We start from the raw sequence: 22,984 nt of genomic DNA, 5'->3' as shown, positions 1-22,984 counted from the left end.
ACAACTCCTGCCCTTAAGCACTAACAAACCGGGGCTGTTTTTGTCGGGCAAATTCAGCTAGATTGCTAACGGAATCAAAGTTTTCCGGGACAATCTCGACATCTTCTACCTGAATGCCCAAGGTTTCTTCGAGAAACAACACCAATTCCATCACGTTCATCGAATCAATGATGCCGTTTTCCAGTAAAGAAGCGTCATCGGGATAAGGATACCCTTTGCTACTGAACAGAATATTTTCCGCAATGTGTTGGCGTAGCATTTCTTCAATGGTTTTCATAATTAAACCTCAACGTTTTGGATATAGTTAATGAAATTTTGTGAAGAATTAACGGTAGCCTGTCTGACCAATAATCTTTGCCTCTTCCCCCTGTGCCTCATCCAAACAAGCCCGCAATTTTTCTGCCAGAATCTGTACGTTAGGCTCTGACTTCAAGGTGCCATGATTGCCAGGAACACCGTGCAGATTCAATCCTCCTCCAGCCACTATGCCCCAGCCTGAACGATTATAGTAAGTTTTTTGCGGATGCCCGTTTCCCATAGCCCAGAATACAGTCACCTGACCAGGATAGAGTTGCAGTTGATACGCTTTTCTCGCTTTTATCTTCTCCTCTAACAAATGAAATCCTCGAAGAGGGTAAGGCAATTCCTGTCCAATACTCAAGTAAAAATCACAGGTCATTTTCTTGATTTTATGCTCAAGGTCTTTCCGGAATTTAGTCAGTTCTTTCTGTTTCTTACAAACTTCGCGTCCACAACGCTCTTGGGCATAGGCATAGATGTAAGTTAGCTTCTCGCTAAATCCGAGTTGTGAAATTTGCTCCAGATGTTGAGAAGCATGGGAACGCGATGGTGAAGGCGATGGTGAAGGCGATGGCTGACTATTAATCGGCGACCCATTATAGATGGTATCTAATAGGGCTAGCAGAGCGACCTTCTTCCCTTGCGCCTGTAGCTGTTGAGCCATTTCAAAGGCAACTACACCACCAAAGGAGTGACCTCCTAAAAAATAAGGACCATCAGGCTGAACCGTACAAATTTCTTCGATATAATGAGCGGCTAAGTCCTCAATCCGCAATTTGGGAGCCTGTTTTCCATCCATTTTTTCTTCCAAACCATAAAAAGGTTGGTCTGGTCCGAGATGACGCGCCAGAGTGGTCAAACCCAGAGCGGTGCAGCCAGCTGCAGCAACACAAAATAATGGTGGTTTAGAACCCTGTGGTTGAACCGCCACCAATGAAGACCAAGGTGCTGACCATCCTGAGTGGCGCAGAAGGTTGGCGAGTTGCTCGACGGTTGGTGCTTGGAAAAGGGTAGCTACGGGCAGATTTCTGTTCCATTTCTTCTCGATTTGTCCGAACAGTTGTACTGCTAACAGGGAATGTCCCCCGAGTTCAAAGAAGTTATCCCTCACGCCGATGGGTTGAATGCCTAGAACTTTTTCCCAAATTTGGGTGAGTTGGTGTTCCAGCTTATCTCGCGGAGCGATATAGGTTGTCTGTTGCTGTCGGGTTAAGAGAGCTGCATCCAGATTGTCGTCAGACCGTTGATGGAGTTTTCCATCAGCAAAACGTGGCAAGTCTTCTAGGCACAGTTCGGGATTGGCAACTAAGCGTTCTAGCCAGGTCTGGAAATGATCCAACATCTGAGCGATGCTAGTCGCCTGGAATAGGTCTGTTTTGTATTGCAATCCTCCTGTTAATTTCCCTAATTTTTCTTGCAGGGAAAGAGAGAAATCAAAGTTGGCGATTTCCCGCTCTACATACAAGGAGTTCACGGTTAATCCATCAAGGTTTAATGACGGATTGGGGGTATTTTGCAAGACAAACATACCTCGCGTCAGCGGTGTGTGAACTAAATTGAGGAGTTCTGCTACCTTTTGTAAGGGTATATCTTGGTGGGCAAATGCTTGTGAGGAAACTTGACTGACTTGATGCAACAGTTCTCGAAAACTGGGGTTTCCTGATAAGTCAGTACGGAGCGCTACTATATTATTGAAGTAGCCAATTAACCCTTTTGATTCAACTTGATGGCGACCGACAACAGGCGAACAGATAATCATGTCTTCTTGCTCTGTATATAAGTAGAGCAAGGTTTTAAATGTGGTTAACAAGGTGACGAACAGAGAAACACCTTCCTGATAACTCAATTTCTTGATCGCCTGGGTTAAGTTTTGTGATAACTCAAAGGGTTGATAAGCACCTTGGTAACTTGGTACGGGTGGAGGTGGGTAATCTGTGGGCAATTCCAGAGCCGAAATGCCACTTAGGTGATTCTGCCAGTAGTCCAGTTGAGTGGAGAATACCTCGCCTTGCAACCATTGTCGTTGGGTTTGGGCATAGTCGGCATATTGAACCGGAAGTTCGGAAAGTGGCGATAATTTTCCCTGGGAAAAGGCATCGTAAAGCACACCGAGTTCCCGCAGGAATACTCGATCAGACCAACCATCGAAGATGATATGGTGTATGGTTCGTACCAGTATGTATTCTTGTTCAGTTACACGCAAAAGTTTCATACGCCACAAAGGGCTTTTTGTCAAGTCAAACGGTTGCTTGGCATCTTCGACAGCGAGTTTTTGGGCTTTAGTTTTTCGTTGCTCTAGAGGCAGTTCTTGCAAGTCTATAATTGGCAGAGTCCAATCGATTTCTGGACAAATCACTTGGATGGGTGATCCATTTACGGTTGGAAACGTGGTTCGCAGGATTTCATGGCGTCGAATAATTTCGCCTAGACTCATCTTCAGTGCTACTACATTGAGTTCACCTTGAAGATGCAAACAATGCAAGATGTTATGTACAGATGTATCGGGCTGCAACTGTTCCAGAGACCAGAGTCGTTCTTGGTTGAAGGAAAGAGGTAAGTTTTGGTTGCGTGAAACAGGCTGAATAGCAGGAGCCTGATGCTTTAACCTAACGTTGGTTCTCAGGGAAAGCCAAAAATCAGACGGAGTTTTGTCGGCTGGAGGCTGACTTGAAGAGTTAAGACGGGATTTTTCGTCAACAGTGTATTTCATTATTCCACCCTGATTAAACTCTGATAAAAGTCTTTGTTTTACACCTTACTCTTAGTCAATCAAAAATGTTAGTGCCTTTACAATATCTTGTTAAAAGTACAGATATATTCTCATAAAAATATTTTATTAAGATAGAATATTGTCTAGCTTAAAATTAACAATAATTAGCACAAACTGTCTCTGATACGTAGAAATGATCCAAAATGTATAGAAGCAATAAAAATAATGAATTAATGTTTACGATTAATACTTCTAGCTACTCAAAGGATGCCCAAATAAACAGAAAAGCATAAAAAAATATAATCGGCTCTGCCCAAATCAGTCTCAAGTCGTTCTTCATGAAAGCTTCATAATCGGTTGGCTCTGATGTGATGCCGTTCTCAGAACTTAAGCTTGTCGGATACCCTGAGAAAGGTATTGTTGAATTGTTTGTTGCCAAATGTTACCAACTACAGCGAACCAGGGTGTTCCTGACGCACGAAGCGAAGCTATCCCGAAGGGAATCGCGAATCCGTCCACTATTTTAGAGGTGGCGAATGCTTACTTGTGCGAAGTTGTCGCCCCTCGCGCTTCAGAAATCGATCAGGATACGGAAGCATTACGCACTGCACTGCAAGGATTAGGCGATCGCAATTTGCTAGCGCTGAAGGTTCCCCAATATTGGGGAGGTACTGAGGTTAATCCTGTCACCTTCTCTCACTTCCAACAACACGTCTCTCGCTATTCCGGTGCGTTGGCTTTTCTGCAAACTCAGCATCAGAGTGCGGGTGGATTTTTGGCAAAGAGTGACAATGAAGCCTTAAAGCAGCAGTATCTTCCCCGCATGGGGAGAGGTGAGGCGTTAGTCGGGGTGGGTTTCTCTCAACTGCGACGCACTGGAAATCCTCCCGTCAAGGCGACGCCTGTGGATGGGGGCTATCAGATTACTGGAAATGTGCCTTGGGTTACAGGTTTTGGCTTGTTTGAGGATTTTGTGATTGGGGCGACATTACCCGATGGTCGGGAACTGTATGGTATAGTACCCTTTATCTCGACCGAGCAAGGAGTTGGACGTGCGATCGCGTTTAGTCAACCGATGGTGTTAGCGGCGATGAATTCAACGAATACGGTGTCTGCTAGTCTAACGAATTGGTTTTTATCTCACGAGTCTGTTTTATTCCTCAGAAAAGCCGGGGCGATTCATGAAACAGATCGAAAAAATGTATTAAATCACGGTTTTTTTGCCCTAGGTTGTGCTAAAGCTGGATTAGATATTATTGCCGCCGCTTATCAACGCAAGCAATTAGGATTTATTCAAAACGCTTTTAATGCTCTCACTGCCGAAGTCTGCGACTGTGAAGCCGCAATGATCGCCGCATTATCAGCAAATTCTGCTGACACCGAGGATGGGGGAGATAGAGAAGATAGGGGAGATGAGGGCGGGTTTAGAAACATCCGGGTGACAACAAATGATAATAGTGAAACCCGCCCCTACATGGGGAAGAAACGTCCCCAATCCCTACAGCTAAGGGCGTGGGCAATTAACCTAGCAGGGCGGTGTACCAATGCGGCGGTAACAGTCTCCAGTGGCGCGGCAAATATCCAATCCCACGCCGCCCAACGTGTCTATCGCGAAGCTGTGGTATTTACTGTTTCTGGACAAACCACGGCGGTAATGGAAGCAACCTTGGCGCGTCTGGGAGCAGGGGAAGCTGGGGGAGCAGGGGGAGCAGGGGGAGCAGGGGGAGCAGGGGGAGCAGGGGGAGCAGGGGGAGCAGGGGGAGTCATGTTCCAGACGTGATCACAGAAGCGTCTGTATGTAGGGGCGGGTTTAGGGATTAACTTTACATCGACACCGATAACTTTTCTACAAAACCCGCCCTTAATCGTTTGCATCTTATTCCAATGGTAAGGGTTGGGGGGTTAACGCACTGGTAGACCTAATCCTCGATTCTTATGTCAAACTAGATAAGTTCCAAAATTCAGTCCAAGGGACTCATCCTCAGGTTGAGGCAAGATCAGAATAGCTGTCTATAGTTCTGGGAACGTTCAGACACGAGATTAACGTGATTGAAGTCGAAGTCCATTCCTCTCTACGTGCCTTTCTGCGAGAGCAAGGTCAACCCAACTGGCCCCACCATTTAACCATGGCGCGGCTGGTAGCGCGGGCTTTGCGCTTGGGGCGTTCTGCATTAATTCAAACGGGAAGTCCCCAAGAACCCTATCGTCTGAGTTACTTGGCACCTGCTTTAATCTGGCAGGAACCCGTGATTATTGTTGCGCCTGTGTTAGTCCAAACCTGGCTGCTACAGGTCGAAATTCCCAGCTTGCAAGAATGGATGGGTACAAATAAGGCGATTCACGTTGGTGACAGGTTCCCAGATGAGCATTTTCAAGGACTGCTGATTACCACTCCCGAAGCATGGCTGGCAGACCGTTTGGGAGACAAAAGGGCGTTTCCTCAAGGTATTCCCACCCTCATTGACCAAGCGGACGATTTAGACGACTGGGTGCGCGATCAACTCAAGAGTACGATTCAGCCTCAACATTGGCATGACCTGATGTTAGCCCATCCGCAAAAGTCAGATTGGATTCGGGATCGGCGGGTGCGGCTAACCAAACGCTTATTTGAGCGTCCAGCCAATCCTTATGATTGCTATCTGATAGAATCGGGCGAACAAGCTGTCATCCAGGAGTTGTTTGAGGTCTTACAATCGGCAAATAGTGGGGAGTCTGCCTATCTGCCACCCGCCTGGAAACAGTTTTGGCGATGCTGGCAATCATCCAATCAGTTTACATGGGCAGCGATTCAGCGATCGCAGGGTCAATTTTCCCTGTATTGTGAACCCACAGAAGTAGCAACATCCCTCAGTCGCATCTGGTCAGAACAACCGGTGGTCTTAATTGGCGGGGCGCTAGATTTAGATGCAGCAGCGTCGGTTTACCGTCAACAACTGGGTTTAGGAGAGTTAACCTGCTTAAAATTCTCGCCTGACCGCCACAGCAAACTGATTCAGCTTTATTTACCCGATAGGCTACCGATGCCGAATACGCCCCGCTTCCGAAATGCCTTATTTCAACAAGTGCGAACGCTTTTAGGGGCAAGTCATCAGCTGAAAACACCGATCGTCATCTTAGTCGGGGATGTCCCTCTGAAAAGTCAGTTAGGGGCAGTTTTAGCCGCTGAATTTGGGTCGCGAGTCCAGGTGGAAAAGACCCAGCTAGAGGAAAATGGTATTCTAGTTTGCGGTTGGGAATTCTGGCGCTCTCAGCAACAGTTTTTACCCTCTCCCCAACTGTTAATTATTGCCACGTTACCCCTACCCTCCCTAGAATACCCTTGGGTTGCAGGTCAAGTGGCGTACTACAAACAGCGACGGTTAGACTGGTTTCGCTTATATCTATTACCTGCGGCGTTGCGAGAATTACAACGGGCAGTTGCCCCAGTGCGAGACTCTCAAGGGATTGTTGCCTTATTAGACAATCGGGTTAACCATCGCAGTTACGGCACTCAAGTGTTGTCGGCGTTGAGTCCCTTTGCCCAAATTAATTATGTGGATGAAGGTTGGTTTGAATGACATTCTTCTCCACTAACCCTCAACGGTTAGAGTTGGGATCTTCGCGCCGAATTCGATCAAGGATTGAGATTATGTCTTGAAACGATGACCCCTTTTCTGTAATGCTTAAAATTTTAGGATAATAGCTGTGGCTTTTAAAATTGGTTTATTGGGACTGGGAACAGTTGGTACGGGAACAGCAAAAATTTTACAAGACCCCACGGGTCGAAATCCCCTGCTGCAAACGATTGACATTCATCGAGTCGGCGTGCGATCGCTCGATAAACCGCGATCAGTGAAAGTGCCGCCTGAAGTGATGACGACGGACTTGGAGTCAATTGTCACTGACCCAGAGATTGATATTATCGTGGAATTACTAGGGGGATTAGAACCCGCGCGATCGCTAATCCTCAACGCCATTTCCCACGGAAAGCATATCGTCACCGCCAATAAAGCTGTAATCGCCCGCTATGGGGCAGAAATCTTTACCGCCGCCGAAGAAAAAGGCGTCTATGTTCTCTTAGAAGCGGCGGTGGGTGGCGGTATCCCGGTGATTCAACCCCTGAAACAGTCCTTAGGGGTCAATCAAATTCACAGCATTACCGGTATCGTCAACGGGACAACCAATTATATTCTCACCCGCATGGAAAGCGAGGGCGGAGAATTTGCCGATATTCTGGCAGATGCCCAAAAATTAGGCTATGCCGAAGCTGATCCCACCGCTGATGTGGAAGGCTTAGACGCCGCTGATAAAATTGCCATCCTCGCTTCCTTAGCCTTTGCCGGACGGATTAAGTTAGAAGACGTTCACTGTGAAGGCATTCGCCAAGTCAGCGCCGCCGATATCGCCTACGCCCAGAACTTAGGGTTTGTGATTAAACTCCTGGCGGTAGCCAAGCGAGAGGCGAGGGTTGCCACCAGTGAACCCGAATCAGAAATGCTACAGATTAGAGTACATCCAACTCTGGTTCCTCAAGCCCATCCCCTGGCGAGTATTCATGGGGTTTACAATGCGATTCTGGTGGAAGGAGAACCCTTGGGACAAGTGATGTTCTTCGGTCCCGGTGCTGGTTCAGGTCCCACGGCGAGTGCGGTGGTATCGGATATTCTGAATATTGCAGCGGTGTTGAAAACGGCGGGAGAAACCCATCACCTGCATCCTTTATTAAGTTGTGTTCATCAACACTATTGCAGCATCGCCCCAATTTCAGAATTAGTCACTCGATTTTATGCCCGAATTATGACCAAAGATAGACCGAGTGTGATTGGTCATCTGGGTATTAGTTTTGGTAATCATGGGGTGAGTTTAGAGTCAGTCGTACAAATTGGCTTCCAGAACGAGTTAGCTGAAATTGTGGTTGTCACCCATGATGTTCGGGAAGGAAACTTCCGCAAAGCATTAGCCGAAATTCAGGCGTTAGAAGCGGTTGATAGTATTCCTAGTATTTTGAGAGTGCTGTAGTGCATCAGCCGTGAAAATACTGGGAAAGCTGGGGAAGCTGGGGGAGTAACTATACATTGTCTCTGATAGCGGTGCAATGGTTTGAAGTTTCAGAAAATATGATATCGGGAGATAAAACCCAATGTAGGGGCGGGTTTAGGGACAAAATTAATGCAGCCACCAATCACCTTTTTACAAAACCCGCCCTGCCCCAATCTTTCACCTAACCAATTCCCAATGTAGGGGCGGGTTTAGGGACAAAATTAATGGAGCCACCAATCACCTTTCTACAAAACCCGCCCTGCCCCAATTTAGACATTTTTTTGGTGCGATCGCGGTTGAGAATAAGGTGGGTTTGGTTGTCCAGTTTGGGATTAATCGATTGTCTTTCGGTGAGGAGGGCGGGTTTTGTTATTCCGTTATCGATGAGGAGGGCGGGTTTTGTTGTTCCGTTATTGGTGGGGAGGGCGGGTTTTGTTGTTCCGTTATTGGTGAGGAGGGCGGGTTTTGTTATTCCGTTATTGGTGAGGAGGGCGGGTTTTGTTGTTCCGTTATTGGTGGATAATTGTCTTTAGTCCCTAAACCCGCCCCTACAATTGTCCCTAAACACGCCCCTACAATTGTCTCTAAACCCGCCCCTACATCTAATTTTTCTGCCCCAAATGCCTTGGCAAATAAATTACGCAAATTTATTTTTTTGTCCAAAGTCTAATGTTTTATGAATAAACCCCGCCCTTGGCAAACCTTAGACCGTTTCGTGGAAATCCGTTCCCCATGGCTTACCCTAATCGGTGAACGCCTACAAGATGACCAAGGGCAAATTCTTGACTATTGGCGAGTCGAAAAAGCTGATTCAGTTGTCATCGTCACGATTCAGGCGGGGAAATTTCTACTTCCTATACCAACCTATCGCCCTGGTGTCGGAGAAGCGACGCTGGATTTTCCCGGTGGACGAGTCAATTCTGAACAAACCCCCATCACCGCCGTTCCTGGAATCTTAAGTCGGGAATTAGGAGTCTCTGAAGAGGCGATCGCAACCCTAACTCCTCTCAATTCTACAGGCTGGGCAATTAATAGCTCCTTCTCGAACCAATATCTCTACGGTTTCGTTGCTGAACTTGACCCCACAGTCGCCGTGAACCCTAACCGAATCGGCATTACCTACCCCACCACATCCGCCGGAATTCACTCCCTCCTGCAAGAGTTAACCTGTCTCCAGTGTCGTACTGTGCTGCTAGAGTGGCAGAGTCAGAGAATTATCGCTGAAGGATGAACCATGAACGATAGAATATGAACTGTTTGTCATCAGCGATTTATCAATGAGTGTTTCTCCTCAACTTCTTCCCCATGAGCATACTCTATCCTTAAAGACTGAAGTCCTTGCCGATGTTTTAATCAATGTAGAAAATATCCTAATTATCCAAGATTTAGATGGCGTCTGTATGGGACTGGTTAAAGACCCATTAACGCGAGTGATTGACCGAAACTATGTCAAAGCAACCCAGGCATTTGAGGGTCATTTTTATGTCCTGACCAATGGAGAACATATTGGAGAACGAGGAGTCAATGGTATTATTGAACGCGCCTTTGGTAATCCGGCTGAGGTTAAGGCAAAGGGGCTGTATCTCCCCGGTCTAGCAGGTGGCGGTGTGCAATGGCAAGACCGCCAAGGGAATGTTTCTCACCCTGGTGTCAGTGAAGCAGAATTAGAATTTTTAGCCGAAGTTCCCCAGATAATTAAACGACGGTTACGCCGCTTTTTTGAGCAAAGGAGTACAGCCGCAGAAATTGAAAACTTGGAGGAATATATCCAGGCTTCTGTTCTGGAAAATAAGGCTTCCCCTAGTGCTAATCTGAATACCTTTTACGACCAACTACGCGAATATCCTCAAATTTATATGGACTTGCAAAAAGATATGCAAAATCTGATGCAAGAACTGTTACAAGAGGCAAAAATTAGAGGATTAAGCGATTCGTTTTTTGTTCATTATGCTCCTAACTTAGGCAGAGATTTAAATGGACAGGAACTATTGCGCCCAGCTCAAGGGCAGGATTCTGGAACCACTGATTTTCAATTTATGCTGCAAGGAGCGATTAAAGAAGCAGGTGTGTTAGGGATTTTAAATCGTTATTATTTTCAACGGACGGGTTCCTATCCATTGGGGGAAGACTTTAATGTGCGACAAGCGCCAAAAACATTAGAGGAATTATTGGCATTAGTTAAAGAGAATTTTGACCCAAAAGATATGCCACTGATGATTGGCGTCGGAGATACGGTAAATAGCTCTGTGGAAGATATACAGGGACGAGTAACGGTTCGTCGAGGCGGGAGCGATCGCAACTTTTTACAACTGATTCAAAATATTGGTCAGGAGTTAAATACAGGCAATATTATCGTCTATATCGATAGTAGCCAAGGTGAAGTCAAAAATCGCAAACCTGTGAAAATTGGTCAACATGAAACCTCTGGCGATGAAATTGTTGTACTCGAAGGTCCCGGTGATGTTCGTGATGTCGATGAGCCTTTAACCTTAAACTTTGTCTTTCACAAAGGTCATCAACAGTACAGTCAATTTTTTCAAAAGGCGGCGCGAGAAAGAGAAGCGAGTGATCAGCGATAGGATAAGCACGCCACCAACCCAACATTAAGACAGTAGGGGCGCATAGACGTGCGCCCTTATTTATCAACGCCTAATCAATCAATACGAGATGCGATCGCGCTTTTCGCCAAAAGGCACACTATGACCCAGAATACGACCTTACCCCAGTTTTACTCCAATAACTACCATGGAAGCGCACGTAAACCAGTGTTTGTTTAGTGCAACCCCTTGCTGATTAAGGCTGTAACCCCCTTTTATCGGATGTTGGTTAACTCCTGGTTGAAGCCGATGAGCGGATTTGAACCGCTGACCGTTCGATTACGAATCGAATGCTCTACCACTGAGCTACACCGGCATCACTTGACTACTATAGCAAGCTTTAGCGCAAGTAACTGCATCTTTTTTCTTCTATGGCATGAACCCTGTGAGCCAATCACTCAAAAGATACCTTTTTTATATTACAGCAAGGTTTCGCACAATTCACTGTCCAAGCTGGGGATAGTCATGTCACCATTAAAAGAGGTATGATCAACGAAACTCATGACCCATTCAACTCCAAACAATCGCCAGCCCCAGTCAAAACCCAAATCCCGACAGATGAGTCCGGAAAAATACGCTCGACTGAAAGCTGAGGCAAAAGCGCCCTACCGAGGACTAAGAAAATTCATCTATGTGGCATTTGCTGCCTCTGGCTTTATTGGCGGACTTGTTTTCCTGGCACAGTTAATTGCAGGTCGAGAAGTGGGGACAGCATTTCCCAATCTGGCGCTACAAGTTGGCATCGTCGCCCTAATGATTTGGCTATTTCGTCTAGAACAACGGGCAGAGCGTAAGCCATAGGTTAAGATTGGCTTGAACTCGACAGATATCTGAATTAGGCAACAGCCAACCTGCCTCTTTTAATCTCCAGGTAAAATTTCTAACGCTGTAGAGTTCATCCGAAACAATAGACCAATCCAAATGTTAAAGTTCCCATCAATGGGTATTAGGTTGTTTAGGAATTGTCGGCTCGTTTTATGGAAATCGAACAACGATTGGGTCTATACCAGGTTTTCCTGAAGCTCTACGAGTATCATCGAGGTCTACTCGATGAAATCCTCCAGCTTGAAAAAACGGGACATAAAACGTTCTCGAGTCGAACAGTTCGCTTTGTCACGGGTATTGTTCAAAGTCAGCGACCTTGTCTGATGACCAATCTGGTAGAGGGAAAAACCCAAACCCTGTTTCAGCCTCAGGGAATTTGGACTATCGGTCGCGATCGCCAATTGGCAATATCGATTCCAGATCCCCACTTATCCCGTCATCATGCGGCGATTTACTATTTGCCAAACAAAGGATATTACCTCGTCGATTTTAAAAGCACGAATGGCACCTATGTCAACGGTGAACCAGTCCACGGGCATATATCGCTTAAGGATGGCGATTGCATTCGACTCAGCACCCTGGCATTTTACTTTTTCCTCTGCAACGACACCCAAAAGCTCAACCCCGCCTCTCCAGAAATTATCGCGAAACTGAAAGCCTCCAAAGCCTCTTCTTCTGTAGAAGCCTCCTCATCCTCAAAACGAAAAGCCCCAGATGAAGATTTGGAGTTACCTGCAAAAGCCAAAGGCTCTGAAGGGGACTATCACAAAGGGACATCACGATTTTTACAAGAACTATCAAAGTTAGAAGAATTATCTGGAGAACCTGCCTTACCTAAATTAAATTCCCATCAACGCGCAGAAATTTTAGACCGATTTTTCAGTCGGCAAATTCCCAATCCGTAAACTAAGTAGGGTCTGCTGAATACATGTTGTTATGAGGATAGGAAACGGGAAACAGGGAATAGGGAACGGGAAAGATTGGAGTACGAGCGAAACGTTCATTTTAGCTGGGTCACGGCAGTAGGGTGCGTTACGCTTCGCTAACGCACCCTTGATCAAGGTTTTGAGGGATTCAGCTTAATCTTCCTCAAAATTTTCTTGTTCGTCCTCTTGCTCATCGTTTTCGTCTGGATTGATGGAATTCGCTGAAACCATAGCTCCCATATCAAGCTGTTCGCGCACTTGTTGTTCAATAGTCGCGGCAATTTCAGGATTCTCTTCAATATACCTGACACTATTGTCACGACCTTGGGCAATATTATCGCCGTTGTAGCTATACCAAGCTCCCTTGCGGTTAATCACTCCTGTTTGTTCAGCCAAGTCAACCAGACATCCTAACCGGGAAATCCCTTGTCCAAAGATAATGTCAAACTCAGCAATTCGGAAGGGTGGCGCAACTTTATTTTTGGCTACCTTGACCTTAGCGCGAATTCCATATTCTCCTTCGCTGGCTTTCTTAAGCGTTTGAATCCGGCGAATATCTAAGCGGACTGAACAATAGAACTTAAGAGCATTACCGCCAGTTGTGACTTCTGGAGAGCCGTAGGTGATACCAATTTTTTGTCGCAACTGATTGAGGAAAATGACCGTGCAGCCCGATTTGCCAATATTCCCAGCAATTTTGCGTAGCGCCTTACTCATCAGACGCGCCTGCAATCCCACTTGGGTATCGCCCATTTCACCTTCAATTTCTGCACGAGGTACCAAAGCGGCTACTGAGTCAATCACAACAATATCCACAGCCGCCGATCGCACTAGCTGATCGACGATTTCCAGAGCCGATTCACCACTATCCGGTTGAGAGACTAAAAGGTTCGCAATGTCAACCCCTAACGCTGATGAGTAGGTAGGGTCGAGGGCATGTTCCGCATCGACAAATGCGGCTACTCCACCGGACTTCTGCACTTCTGCGACGGCGTGCAAGGCGAGGGTTGTCTTTCCAGAACTTTCTGGTCCGTAAATCTCGATAATCCGTCCTCTGGGCAAGCCACCACCCAAGGCTAAATCTAGAGTAATTGCACCACTGGAGATGGTTTCCACCTTCATGCGGGTGGCATCTCCCAAACGCATAATCGAACCTTTGCCAAAGGTACGCTCAATCTGGTTGAGTACCAAGTTCAGGGCTTTTTCCTTTTCGGGACTGTTGGTAATTTGGGTAGCCATGGATGCCTCAAGAACTGTTATTGGAATGATGAACTGCAAATCTATACAGGGATTGAGCTGAGCAAACACCTGTCTTAGACTAATATTTTTGTACTATTATTATAGTATGATTCAGTGAGTTAACAATAGCTATTGACCGCAGAGCGCGATCAACGCGCTCAAGCTCTTGTATCAACTAGATTGGGCTAGTTGACTTGCGCTTCCTCAATCACTAATATCTTATGGTATACCTAAACACGGAGGTAATAATGTGTAACACCAAACACAAAAGCCATATCAAAGTAAAGTTACGTAACATTTGCTTGACAATTTTCATGTAACTTACAACTTCCTGAACAGAAGATTAGCTAAATTATTCTAACTACCTATAGAAGTATTCTATGCTTTTTAATAGCTTCACTTTTTTAGTATTTTTTCTGATCACCTTTTTTCTGTATTACATTCCCCAACTACGTAAACAGCAAGTTTTAATCCTTATTGTAGCCAGCTTTATTTTTTATGCTTGGAGTCTACCTATACTGTTATTTCTGCTGGTCTTTTCAATCTTAATAAATTTTGCTACCAGCTTCAAGGTTTCCAATACCCCGAGGTCATCAAAAAGGAATCGGGTAGGTTGGGCGTTTTTAGGAGTAGCAGCAAACTTATCTATTTTGGCTCTGTTTAAGTATGGATCATTACTGACCAATCTGTTTCTTCAGGCATTCAATATTTCAGATTTTCCTGAAGAAAGTATCATTACTTTCATCATAAATTTACCATTGCCTATAGGTATATCATTTTATACGTTTCAAGGAATTAGCCTGGTTATCGATGTCCTGCGGGAACAGGAAAATGATCCTGAAGAAACCCAATCCATACAAACCCAAAAAGAAGGGGGTAATTCTCAATTCAATTCAATTAAAAATTACTTGTTTAATACGGCGTTTTTTATATCATTCTTTCCACAGCTTATCGCTGGACCAATTGTAAAAGCGCATGACTTTTTTCCCCAGATTCAAGCTAAATATTTTAGAGACATACCTTGGGATATTGTCTTTCGATCACTGGTGATTGGCTATTTCCTCAAAATGGTAGTAGCAGATAACTTAAAAGATTACACATTTTGGTTGACCTTTCCATACTATCAAGGATTGGGTACGGTGACCATTTTGGTTTTACTGTTTGGCTACTCTATGCAAATTTTCGCTGATTTTGCAGGCTACTCTCTGATTGCAATAGGTTTAGCTGCATCTTTGGGATACACCTTGCCAGAAAATTTTAAATTTCCTTACATTTCTCGTTCACTTTCTGAGTTTTGGACACGCTGGCATATATCACTTTCAACTTGGCTAAAGTCTTACTTATATATACCACTGGGTGGGAATAGAAAAGGGAAATATAGAACGTATTTAAATCTGTTAATAGTCATGACTCTAGGGGGATTATGGCATGGAGCCGCTTGGAGTTATGCAGTGTGGGGTATTTATCATGGAATTGGATTAGCCTTAGAAAGATTCTTTAATCTAAATCAAAAATTTAAATATGACAATGAATCTATTTCTATTGGACAAAAGTTTATATTAGATTCAATTGGAGTAATAAGTGTATTTTCTTTCGTGTCTCTAGGTTGGATGTTATTCAAGTTTCCTCGATTTGAAGAAGCTTTAGATTTACTGATAACAATATTTCGCAATATTGAGGGGGAACCGGGCTGGAGCCATATTATTCCAGTTCTAATATTTTCTTTGCCAGTTGTTCTTTATCATATTCCTCATTTTCCAACTTTCCAAAATAAATATAACAAGTTTACTCCAAAAATATTTTTTGGTAAAATATGGCAAGATGTAGCACTTGGTCTGATGCTATTCGGTATATTAATTAACAGTGGGAATTCCAATGCGTTTATCTACTTCCAGTTCTAAGTCACCAAATAAACGGGTGTTATATAAACAGATTTTTCGCTCAATACTGATCTGTCTCTTTGTACTGACTTTTTACTCCACCCTAGTTATAGGGGGCGTTATCCCACCTAGTCCAGGAATCACTCAGAGGCAAGATAATATGATTAGAGCTCAACATTATATCTATAATAAATCAGATATAGAAATTTGTCTGATAGGAAGCTCAATGATGGCAAGGCTTAACCCGGAAGAGATTAATAATAAATCAATGAATTTGAGCATGATTGGTCAATCCAGTCAAACAGGATTGGAGATATTGAAAAGAAATCCCCAAAAACCAGAACTATTAATAGTTGAAATAAATGAAACTATCCAAAGAGGTATAGACCAAGAATTTATTTCCGAATTATATAACAATTTTCAATATTTTTTGAGACTATATTTTCCTGCATTTAGAGAAGAATATAAACCAATTAGTACCCTAGTTAGTTATTTGAAAAGATTAAAAAATGGAGGAAATGAAGATAAAGATACTGAAGTTTTGAATCCAGAGATTAGAGAAAAAATATTTGAACAAATAATTCAAAAAAAGAATTCTTCTTTATCAGAAGAAATAAAGGAAAAATTAACGAAAGAAGCCAAGTATATTAAACATCAGATTCAAGTCTTGCAAAATCAAGGAGTGAAAATTTTTTTAGTCGATATGCCTCAAGACAAAGAAATTCAGCAAACTATCAGCCAACAGCAAACGCGGAATTTGCTGAAAAATATTTTATATCCCGATCAATTTGATTGGATACCTGAGCCAATATCGTTGAATTTAAAAACGACAGACGGAATTCATTTGGATGACTCTAGCGCCAAAGCCTATACTCATTTTTTAAAGGAGCAAGTTTTATGAAATAAATCTTGAGACATGACTTGAAGAGAAAAAATAATGTAAAATTTAGCAAATATAAGCGATGAAAATAAAACATCATATCCTGTAAAAATTTAAAATGTTATCATGTCATAGGTCAATCTATTGCTAATGCTAACATTTTTATTTTTAGCGGAATGACTTCCTCACAATCCAATTCATTGCTTCCAGAGACAACCCTTTCAGTTGCAGAGTTAACAGACTACATCCAAGATTTGTTAGAACAGGATACCCAACTCCAGAAGGTTTGGGTGATTGGAGAAGTCTCTAGTGCCAACCGTCATCGGAGTGGTATGTTTTTTACCCTGCAAGATTTAGAGGGCAAGGCATCCATTCAATGCGTGGTGTGGAACTCTGTGCTAAGTAAGCTGGTGCAACTTCCTCAATCTGGAGAACAGTTGATTGCTTTAGGCAGTATCCGGATTTATCCGCAACGGGGACAATATCAGCTTATGGTTTGGCAGGCATTGCCCGGAGGAGAAGGGTTACAGGCACTGCGCTACAATCAACTGCGCCAGCGATTGGCGGCGGAAGGATTATTTGATGCTCAACATAAACGCCCCTTACCCACACATCCGCAAACGATCGCCGTCGTTACTTCACCGCAAGCCGCCGCTTGGGGAGATATTCGCCGCACCCTGCGACAACGGTATCCAGGATTATCGGTGTTGTTTTCTCCGGCACAAGTGCAAGGGGATTTAGCACCGGAATCCATCGTGACAGCGATTGAGCGAGTTGAGCGAGATGGGAGGGCTGAGTTGGTGATTCTGTCGCGAGGGGGTGGCGCATCGGAGGATTTGGTGGGTTTTGATGATGAGCGAGTGGTGAGAGCGATCGCGAACTGTTCAATTCCAGTATTAACCGGGATTGGTCATCAACGGGATGAATCCTTAGCCGATTTAGTGGCTGATTTTTGCGCTCATACACCTACAGCCGCTGCCGAACGAGCCGTGCCAGAGTTGGCAACCCTGATCACTGAACATCAGCAACGTCAGGAGGCGTTACATGAGGCAGTAACTCAGCATTTGGATACCTCCCGCAACCAATTACACCAACTCAGAAACCGTCTCCAACGCTTACCCCTTGAACGACAGCTACAGCAGGAACACCATGCGATCGCGCAGCAGCGACAGCGATTAATTCACAGCACATCTTGGCGTATAAGTCAAGCCACTCAACATTGCCAATTTCTGGGGCAAAAGTTAGCCACCCTTGACCCGACCAATGTTTTAAAACGAGGATATGCGGTGGTACGGACGGAACAAGGAAAAATTGCTCGCAACGCGACGAGTCTCGTTCCTGGAGAAGAATTACAGATTCAATTAGCAGAAGGGCAAATCAATGTTCAAGTCACAGAAATCATTGATTAGGGGCTGCTGACTAAGTCTTGTGGTGGGGAGAGGGAATAGGGAATAGGCAATAGGCAATAGTTTCAACTACCTGGAGAAAATAAAGGTTAAAGGTTGTTGAACTCTGACCAATGACCAATGACCAATGACCAATGACCAATGACCAATGACCAATGACCAATGACCATCAGAGCAGAACTGGGATGTGCTGTCTTTGATGAATGACATGAAACTTTATATTCCCAGTTCTACAGATACAGATAAGGTTACATCCCTGGCAGATTTAGCCCACTGGTGAGTTCTTCCATACGTTCCCTCATCGTCGTGGTTGATTTATCATAAGCATCTTTCATGGCGGCTGTAACCGTTTCTGATAGGGTTTCGGCTCCCTGAGCGATCGCGTCTGGAGCAATTTCGACGCGCAGGGGTTCCTGATTCCCACTCATAAACACCTTAACCATACCATCGCTAGAGGAACCTTCAATCTCCATTTGCTCCAATTCTTCTTGAAGCTGTTTGGCTCCCTGTTGTACCTCTTGGGCTTTTTTGAATGCTTCGGCAAGTTCTTTCATCTTGCCTAAACCGAAGCCGAATCCTTGTCCTTTGGTCATAACTTATTGACTGTCTCTCAAGTTGGACGGGTTTATCGTTGCTAAGTCTTAATCTTAGTACCGCTTCGGTCAATGCGACATCTTTAGACAGGCTGAAACCGTCCTAAGATTTTCACTTCTGGCTCTAAGGAGAGCGACCAATGCTGCTCGACTTGCTGCTGCACATAACGAATCAGTTGGAAGATATCGCTGGCTTTAGCACCGCCACAGTTCAAGATAAAGTTAGCATGACGTTCTGCCACTTGAGCGCCGCCAATTTGATAGCCTTTCAAACCCAATTGCTCGATCAGCCAACCCGCCGCGTGGGGTTCGGGATTGCGAAAAACACTGCCACAACTGGGTAAGTGATAGGGTTGAGCATCACGCCGTTGCTTTAAATGGTGAGTTGTTGTCGCTCGAACTTGTTTGGGATCAGCGCCCGGTTGCAACTGAAATGTTGCCTGAGTCACGAAGCGAGTCCCCCCTTGCAGGATGGAAGTGCGATAGCGAAATCCCAACTCTTGAGGCGTTAGCCGCTCCACGACTCCGTTGGGTGAAATAGTTTCCACACTCACCAACAGATCCGCCGCACAACTTTGATGGGCACCGGCATTCATCACCACAGCGCCCCCCACCGTTCCCGGAATACCTACCGCCCATTCCAACCCTTGCCAACCGTGATTAGCGGCTTGCCATGCTAAACGGGCGATTGGTTCTCCGGCTCCCACCGTGACTCGACCCGTATCCGGGTCAAACTGGGTAGAACGGAGATGACGAGTGCAGACGACTAAGCCGGACAACCCACAATCGCTAACCAGTAGGTTAGAACCCGCCCCTAACAAGGTTATGGGTAATCCCTGCAAATCTGCCCATTCAAAACTGGCGAGCAGATCCTCGACCCGTCGGGGTGCCACATACCACTCGGCGGGACCCCCCACGCGAAAGGATGTCAAACTCGCTAAAGACACCTGAGAACGGAGGATACAGTCAGTTCCAGGCAAGTAAAGCTTAGGCTTGTCAGAGGTTTTCTGACACAGGGGCGTGTTAGCAACGCCGGGAGAATAGGATGACAAGGTCATATCAATACAGGTCAAAAGAATGCCGATGGATTTTAGCCAGTGGAAGTGGACACACCCAATCGGGTGCGGCTGGGGTTAACCAACCTTAGACGGTTTGACTCAATTCAGTCGAATTCTCAGGTGTTGCCGTCTGGTAGGACTCTATAACCTGGGGAATAATCTGATTCAAATTTCCCGCACCGAGAAAGATAGCCAGATCTCCAGGTTGCAGGATTTGGGCGAGGAGTTGGGAGACTTCATCTAAGGTTGGTTGGTAGTAGACCCGCTCATGGTGATCCGCGATCGCGGCTCGCACTTGCTCACCTGTAATTTGTCCAACACCGGCTTCGCCTGCGCTATAAATGTCTGTGACCACGACGAGATCAGCATCGCCAAATGATTTAGCAAAGTCTGACAAAAATGTCAAGGTTCGACTATAGCGATGGGGCTGAAAAATGGCAACAATACGGCGTGATAATTCAACCTGTAAGCGAGCCGCCGCTAGGGTTGCCTGAATTTCACTGGGATGGTGAGCGTAGTCATCGACAAAGGTAATCCCTTTGCACTCACCCCGAACCTCAAAGCGACGCTTGGCACCTTCAAAGGTGGCTAGGGCGGAGGCGATCGCGTCAAACTCTAGTCCCAGGTGTCGTCCGACTGCCACAACCGCTAAGGCGTTGCTGAGATTGTGTTGACCTAACAGACTCAGTTGCAGCGTACCTAACACCTGATCGCCTTCCCAAATTCTCGCCGTGATGCCTTCTGCCTGATAAACAATGCGATCCACGCTGTAGTCAGCCCCGGCTGTGCGTTGTAGGCTATAGCTGATGGTGGGGGTGAAATGCGATCGCAATGTCGGGCAATCAATACAGCCCACGATGGTTTGACAGCGATCAGCAAAAATCCTGAAGGTTTCGATCACCTGATCCAGATTCTGGTAATGGTCGGGGTGATCCAGTTCAATATTGGTAATCACACCAATTTCCGGAGCGAGCTTGGCTAATGAGCCGTCTGATTCATCCGCTTCAGCCACCAAAAAGGGACTTTGACCCAAACGCGCATTCCCTTGCCAAGCCTCCACTTCTCCCCCAACCACGATAGTCGGGTCTAGACCCGTTTTCAGCAGCAAGTATCCCATTAAACTGCTGGTTGTGGTTTTGCCGTGAGTTCCAGCAACGGCAATGCTGCGGTAGTCTTGCATCAACGCTGCCAGTAAGTCGGAGCGATGAAAAATAGGGTAGCCGCCTTCTACAGCCGCTTTGTACTCAGAATTGATTGGATTAATCGCACTCGAACATATTACTTGGGGTAAGCAGGAGGCAAGAGGGTCTTCCCTAACAGAGTGGTTAACATTTGAGGGGGCGGCAATTGTTTCTCGAGGGGGTTCCGGTTCAATCGCCGTTGCAGATACGCCCTGATAAATGGGAACATTCGTTTCTCTAAAAAATTCCAAGTTGGTTGCCTTCTGGTCTCTAAACAGATGAGCGCCGACAGCTTGCAACCGCTGAGTAATCGGCGTCGAACGAATATCAGACCCAGATACAGGGAGGTTGCGTTTGGCTAGAACGTAAGCCAGCGCTGACATACCAATTCCACCAATTCCGATGAAATGGAATGGCTTGCCACTAAGATCGACAATATTAGGCATCTTAACTCCTTACACACCACACCACACAAGCCTACTGTGCCAATAACACGCGCTATCATATCAAGAATTGATTTTTCAAGATACAGTCAAGAGTGGATTTATCAGATTTTCTTGGCAACAGACCCACTTCGCTATAAATTGTGTTATGGCTCCAGTGGAGTTGACCACCGTGTTTATACTGAAGTAACTTTTTCTATCTCCAGACGGTTTTTTATACTAAACAGCCTTCATTCTTGGGTTTCCGGAAAATTCAGCAGAACCCTAGAACTCCGACACTCGACCTGGGAAAGCCTGTTCCAGACGTGCTAGGGCGCATCTGGAAGAGAAAGAGCTCGCTGCGAGCCATATTGACATCTAACCACACCCTACACCCCTAATCCAAAAACTCTTATTCTCAATTCAGATTCACCAAAACCCTTGGGTGGAAAGACTTAGAGTAACTTATCTGTCCGACGCTTCCCGATCTGTCGCTGAATCGGCATTTAGAATTTGTCCGGCTTTGCGATATGATTGGGTTCATAAAAAGTATATTTACTGAGCTTGAATACAGAGGGCAAGACGCAGTGATTAGAGTAGCGATCAACGGGTTCGGACGCATCGGACGTAATTTCGCCAGATGTTTACTGACTAGAGAAAATAGTCAGTTGGAGTTAGTGGGCATCAATGATACATCTGATCCCAAGACAAATGCTCATTTGCTTAAATATGACTCCATGCTAGGGACGCTCAAAGCCGACATTGGCTATGACGAAAACTCCCTAATCGTCAATGGCAAAACCATAAAGTGTGTATCGGATCGCAACCCCCTGAACTTGCCTTGGGGTGATTGGGGTATTGACCTAGTCATCGAATCAACCGGGGTGTTCGTTACCAGGGATGGTGCATCTAAGCATATAGCCGCCGGCGCCAAAAAAGTGCTGATTACGGCTCCAGGGAAAGGTGGTGACATCGGCACGTTTGTTGTTGGAGTTAATCATCACGACTACGAACACAGCAAGCATGACATTGTTAGCAATGCGAGTTGTACAACAAACTGTCTGGCTCCTGTGGTCAAAGTGATACATGAACACTTTGGCATCATTAAAGGAACCATGACTACGACTCACAGTTACACGGGGGATCAGCGGATTCTGGATGCGAGTCACCGTGATGTCCGTCGAGCCAGAGCCGCTGCGATCAATATTGTGCCAACCTCGACGGGAGCAGCTAAAGCTGTGGCTTTAGTTATTCCAGATATGCAGGGGAAATTGAATGGGATCGCGATGCGCGTACCTACCCCGAATGTATCGGTTGTGGATTTGGTGGCTCAAGTTGAGAAAAGCACCATTGCTGAGCAGGTAAACAAAGTCTTCAAAGAAGAGTCAGAAAACTCGCTTAAGGGCATTTTGGAATACAACGACTTACCGTTGGTGTCCTCAGACTACAAGGGACATGATGCTTCATCTATTGTCGATGCCAGTCTAACGATGGTAATGGGTGGTGATATGGTTAAAGTCATTGCTTGGTATGACAATGAGTGGGGCTATTCTCAGCGAGTTGTCGATTTGGCTGAGCATATAGCGACGAAGTGGGAAGGTTAAAGCAACAAAACTTGACTGTTTGGATCCAGCAACCTCTCAACGAGTTTATTGGCTGAAAATTCGGAGGGAAATAAAAGTGATGGGATTCCTCTGATTCTGGCTTCAGCAAAGCTTCAATAGAGTCATTGCTTGTTTATTAATACTCAGAGTCTGAACTCTGAGTGTTTTTTTATTACGATCTGGCAACAATAAGTAGGGCTTGCTGCACAAGACCGAAACCCTTGGCTACCAAAGCTTTGAGTAGCATGAACATTGGCTCATCTTCAAAGAAAAAGGATAAAACCCTTTCATACCTTTGCACCATTCATTATCAGGGAAAATGTATCATTGCTTCCCCCGCTCCC

General features: G+C 45.4%; 18 protein-coding genes and 1 tRNA gene. 11 read left to right on the top strand and 8 right to left on the bottom strand.

Annotated elements, in window-relative coordinates; translation table 11 throughout:
• Positions 1 to 13: 13 nt before the first annotated feature.
• Both RH949_RS00390 and RH949_RS00385 read right to left on the bottom strand, forming a co-directional pair.
• Positions 14 to 277 (bottom strand): acyl carrier protein, encoded by a 264-nt coding sequence (locus tag RH949_RS00390; RefSeq protein WP_446351587.1) that lies wholly within the window; start codon positions 275 to 277, stop codon positions 14 to 16.
• A 48-nt stretch (positions 278 to 325) separates the two neighbouring features.
• Positions 326 to 3,010 (bottom strand): condensation domain-containing protein, encoded by a 2,685-nt coding sequence (locus tag RH949_RS00385; protein ID WP_446351586.1) that lies wholly within the window; start codon positions 3,008 to 3,010, stop codon positions 326 to 328.
• A 439-nt stretch (positions 3,011 to 3,449) separates the two neighbouring features.
• Here RH949_RS00385 and RH949_RS00380 point away from each other — a divergent pair, with 439 nt between their 5' ends.
• From RH949_RS00380 to RH949_RS00370, 3 genes are all read left to right on the top strand, one after another.
• Positions 3,450 to 4,790, top strand: a complete 1,341-nt coding sequence (locus RH949_RS00380; protein ID WP_446351585.1) for an acyl-CoA dehydrogenase family protein — start codon at positions 3,450 to 3,452, stop codon at positions 4,788 to 4,790.
• 265 nt (positions 4,791 to 5,055) lie between these two features.
• Positions 5,056 to 6,567 carry an ATP-dependent DNA helicase gene (locus tag RH949_RS00375; RefSeq protein WP_446351584.1) on the top strand — a complete coding sequence of 504 codons (1,512 nt, stop codon included), beginning with the start codon at positions 5,056 to 5,058 and terminating at the stop codon, positions 6,565 to 6,567.
• Positions 6,568 to 6,694: 127 nt separating this feature from the next.
• On the top strand, positions 6,695 to 8,008 hold the full coding sequence (locus tag RH949_RS00370; RefSeq protein WP_446351583.1) for a homoserine dehydrogenase: 1,314 nt from the start codon (positions 6,695 to 6,697) through the stop codon (positions 8,006 to 8,008).
• 489 nt (positions 8,009 to 8,497) lie between these two features.
• Here the strand turns inward: RH949_RS00370 and RH949_RS00365 are convergent, their stop codons facing one another.
• Complete coding sequence (locus RH949_RS00365) at positions 8,498 to 8,674, bottom strand: glycine zipper family protein (protein ID WP_446351582.1); 177 nt, start codon at positions 8,672 to 8,674, stop codon at positions 8,498 to 8,500.
• A 31-nt stretch (positions 8,675 to 8,705) separates the two neighbouring features.
• Between RH949_RS00365 and RH949_RS00360 the strand changes: the two genes are divergently transcribed.
• A complete protein-coding gene (locus RH949_RS00360; RefSeq protein ID WP_446351581.1) occupies positions 8,706 to 9,260 on the top strand; it encodes an NUDIX hydrolase in 555 nt (184 codons plus the stop codon).
• Positions 9,261 to 9,306: 46 nt separating this feature from the next.
• Positions 9,307 to 10,608, top strand: a complete 1,302-nt coding sequence (gene stpA / locus RH949_RS00355) for a glucosylglycerol 3-phosphatase (protein WP_446351580.1) — start codon at positions 9,307 to 9,309, stop codon at positions 10,606 to 10,608.
• A gap of 262 nt (positions 10,609 to 10,870) precedes the next feature.
• Here the strand turns inward: stpA and RH949_RS00350 are convergent.
• Positions 10,871 to 10,942 (bottom strand) — tRNA-Thr (locus tag RH949_RS00350).
• A 185-nt stretch (positions 10,943 to 11,127) separates the two neighbouring features.
• On the opposite strand from RH949_RS00350, the gene RH949_RS00345 reads away from it, so the two are divergent.
• Together RH949_RS00345 and RH949_RS00340 are read left to right on the top strand one after the other, a co-directional pair.
• Positions 11,128 to 11,427 (top strand): DUF3493 domain-containing protein, encoded by a 300-nt coding sequence (locus RH949_RS00345; protein WP_006099216.1) that lies wholly within the window; start codon positions 11,128 to 11,130, stop codon positions 11,425 to 11,427.
• A 176-nt stretch (positions 11,428 to 11,603) separates the two neighbouring features.
• Positions 11,604 to 12,356 carry an FHA domain-containing protein gene (locus tag RH949_RS00340; protein WP_446351579.1) on the top strand — a complete coding sequence of 251 codons (753 nt, stop codon included), beginning with the start codon at positions 11,604 to 11,606 and terminating at the stop codon, positions 12,354 to 12,356.
• 174 nt (positions 12,357 to 12,530) lie between these two features.
• On the opposite strand, the gene recA is transcribed toward RH949_RS00340, so the two are convergent.
• On the bottom strand, positions 12,531 to 13,616 hold the full coding sequence (gene recA / locus RH949_RS00335) for a recombinase RecA (RefSeq protein WP_446351578.1): 1,086 nt from the start codon (positions 13,614 to 13,616) through the stop codon (positions 12,531 to 12,533).
• Between the two features lie 380 nt (positions 13,617 to 13,996).
• On the opposite strand from recA, the gene RH949_RS00330 reads away from it, so the two are divergent.
• The 3 genes from RH949_RS00330 to xseA all read left to right on the top strand — a co-directional run bounded on the left by RH949_RS00330 (position 13,997) and on the right by xseA (position 17,785).
• Positions 13,997 to 15,517, top strand: a complete 1,521-nt coding sequence (locus tag RH949_RS00330) for an MBOAT family O-acyltransferase (protein WP_446351577.1) — start codon at positions 13,997 to 13,999, stop codon at positions 15,515 to 15,517.
• A 139-nt stretch (positions 15,518 to 15,656) separates the two neighbouring features.
• Positions 15,657 to 16,397, top strand: a complete 741-nt coding sequence (locus RH949_RS00325; RefSeq protein WP_446351576.1) for a hypothetical protein — start codon at positions 15,657 to 15,659, stop codon at positions 16,395 to 16,397.
• Positions 16,398 to 16,552: 155 nt separating this feature from the next.
• Positions 16,553 to 17,785, top strand: coding sequence for an exodeoxyribonuclease VII large subunit (gene xseA / locus RH949_RS00320; protein ID WP_446351575.1), 1,233 nt, complete (start codon positions 16,553 to 16,555; stop codon positions 17,783 to 17,785).
• A 245-nt stretch (positions 17,786 to 18,030) separates the two neighbouring features.
• On the opposite strand, the gene RH949_RS00315 is transcribed toward xseA, so the two are convergent.
• From RH949_RS00315 to murC, 3 genes are all read right to left on the bottom strand, one after another.
• Positions 18,031 to 18,375, bottom strand: coding sequence for a YbaB/EbfC family nucleoid-associated protein (locus tag RH949_RS00315; protein ID WP_006099386.1), 345 nt, complete (start codon positions 18,373 to 18,375; stop codon positions 18,031 to 18,033).
• A gap of 83 nt (positions 18,376 to 18,458) precedes the next feature.
• Positions 18,459 to 19,433, bottom strand: a complete 975-nt coding sequence (murB, locus tag RH949_RS00310) for a UDP-N-acetylmuramate dehydrogenase (protein ID WP_446351574.1) — start codon at positions 19,431 to 19,433, stop codon at positions 18,459 to 18,461.
• A gap of 85 nt (positions 19,434 to 19,518) precedes the next feature.
• Entirely contained in the window at positions 19,519 to 21,060 is a 1,542-nt protein-coding gene (gene murC / locus RH949_RS00305; protein ID WP_446351573.1) for a UDP-N-acetylmuramate--L-alanine ligase, read from the bottom strand.
• Positions 21,061 to 21,623: 563 nt separating this feature from the next.
• Here murC and RH949_RS00300 point away from each other — a divergent pair.
• Positions 21,624 to 22,640, top strand: coding sequence for a type I glyceraldehyde-3-phosphate dehydrogenase (locus RH949_RS00300; RefSeq protein WP_446351572.1), 1,017 nt, complete (start codon positions 21,624 to 21,626; stop codon positions 22,638 to 22,640).
• The last annotated feature ends 344 nt before the right edge of the window (positions 22,641 to 22,984 follow it).

The organism is Coleofasciculus sp. A1-SPW-01 (assembly GCF_040217205.1).
Lineage (GTDB): Bacteria > Cyanobacteriota > Cyanobacteriia > Cyanobacteriales > Coleofasciculaceae > Coleofasciculus > Coleofasciculus chthonoplastes_A.
The sequence above is the reverse complement of the archived record's forward strand: the minus strand, read 5'-3'. Positions and strand labels throughout refer to the sequence as shown.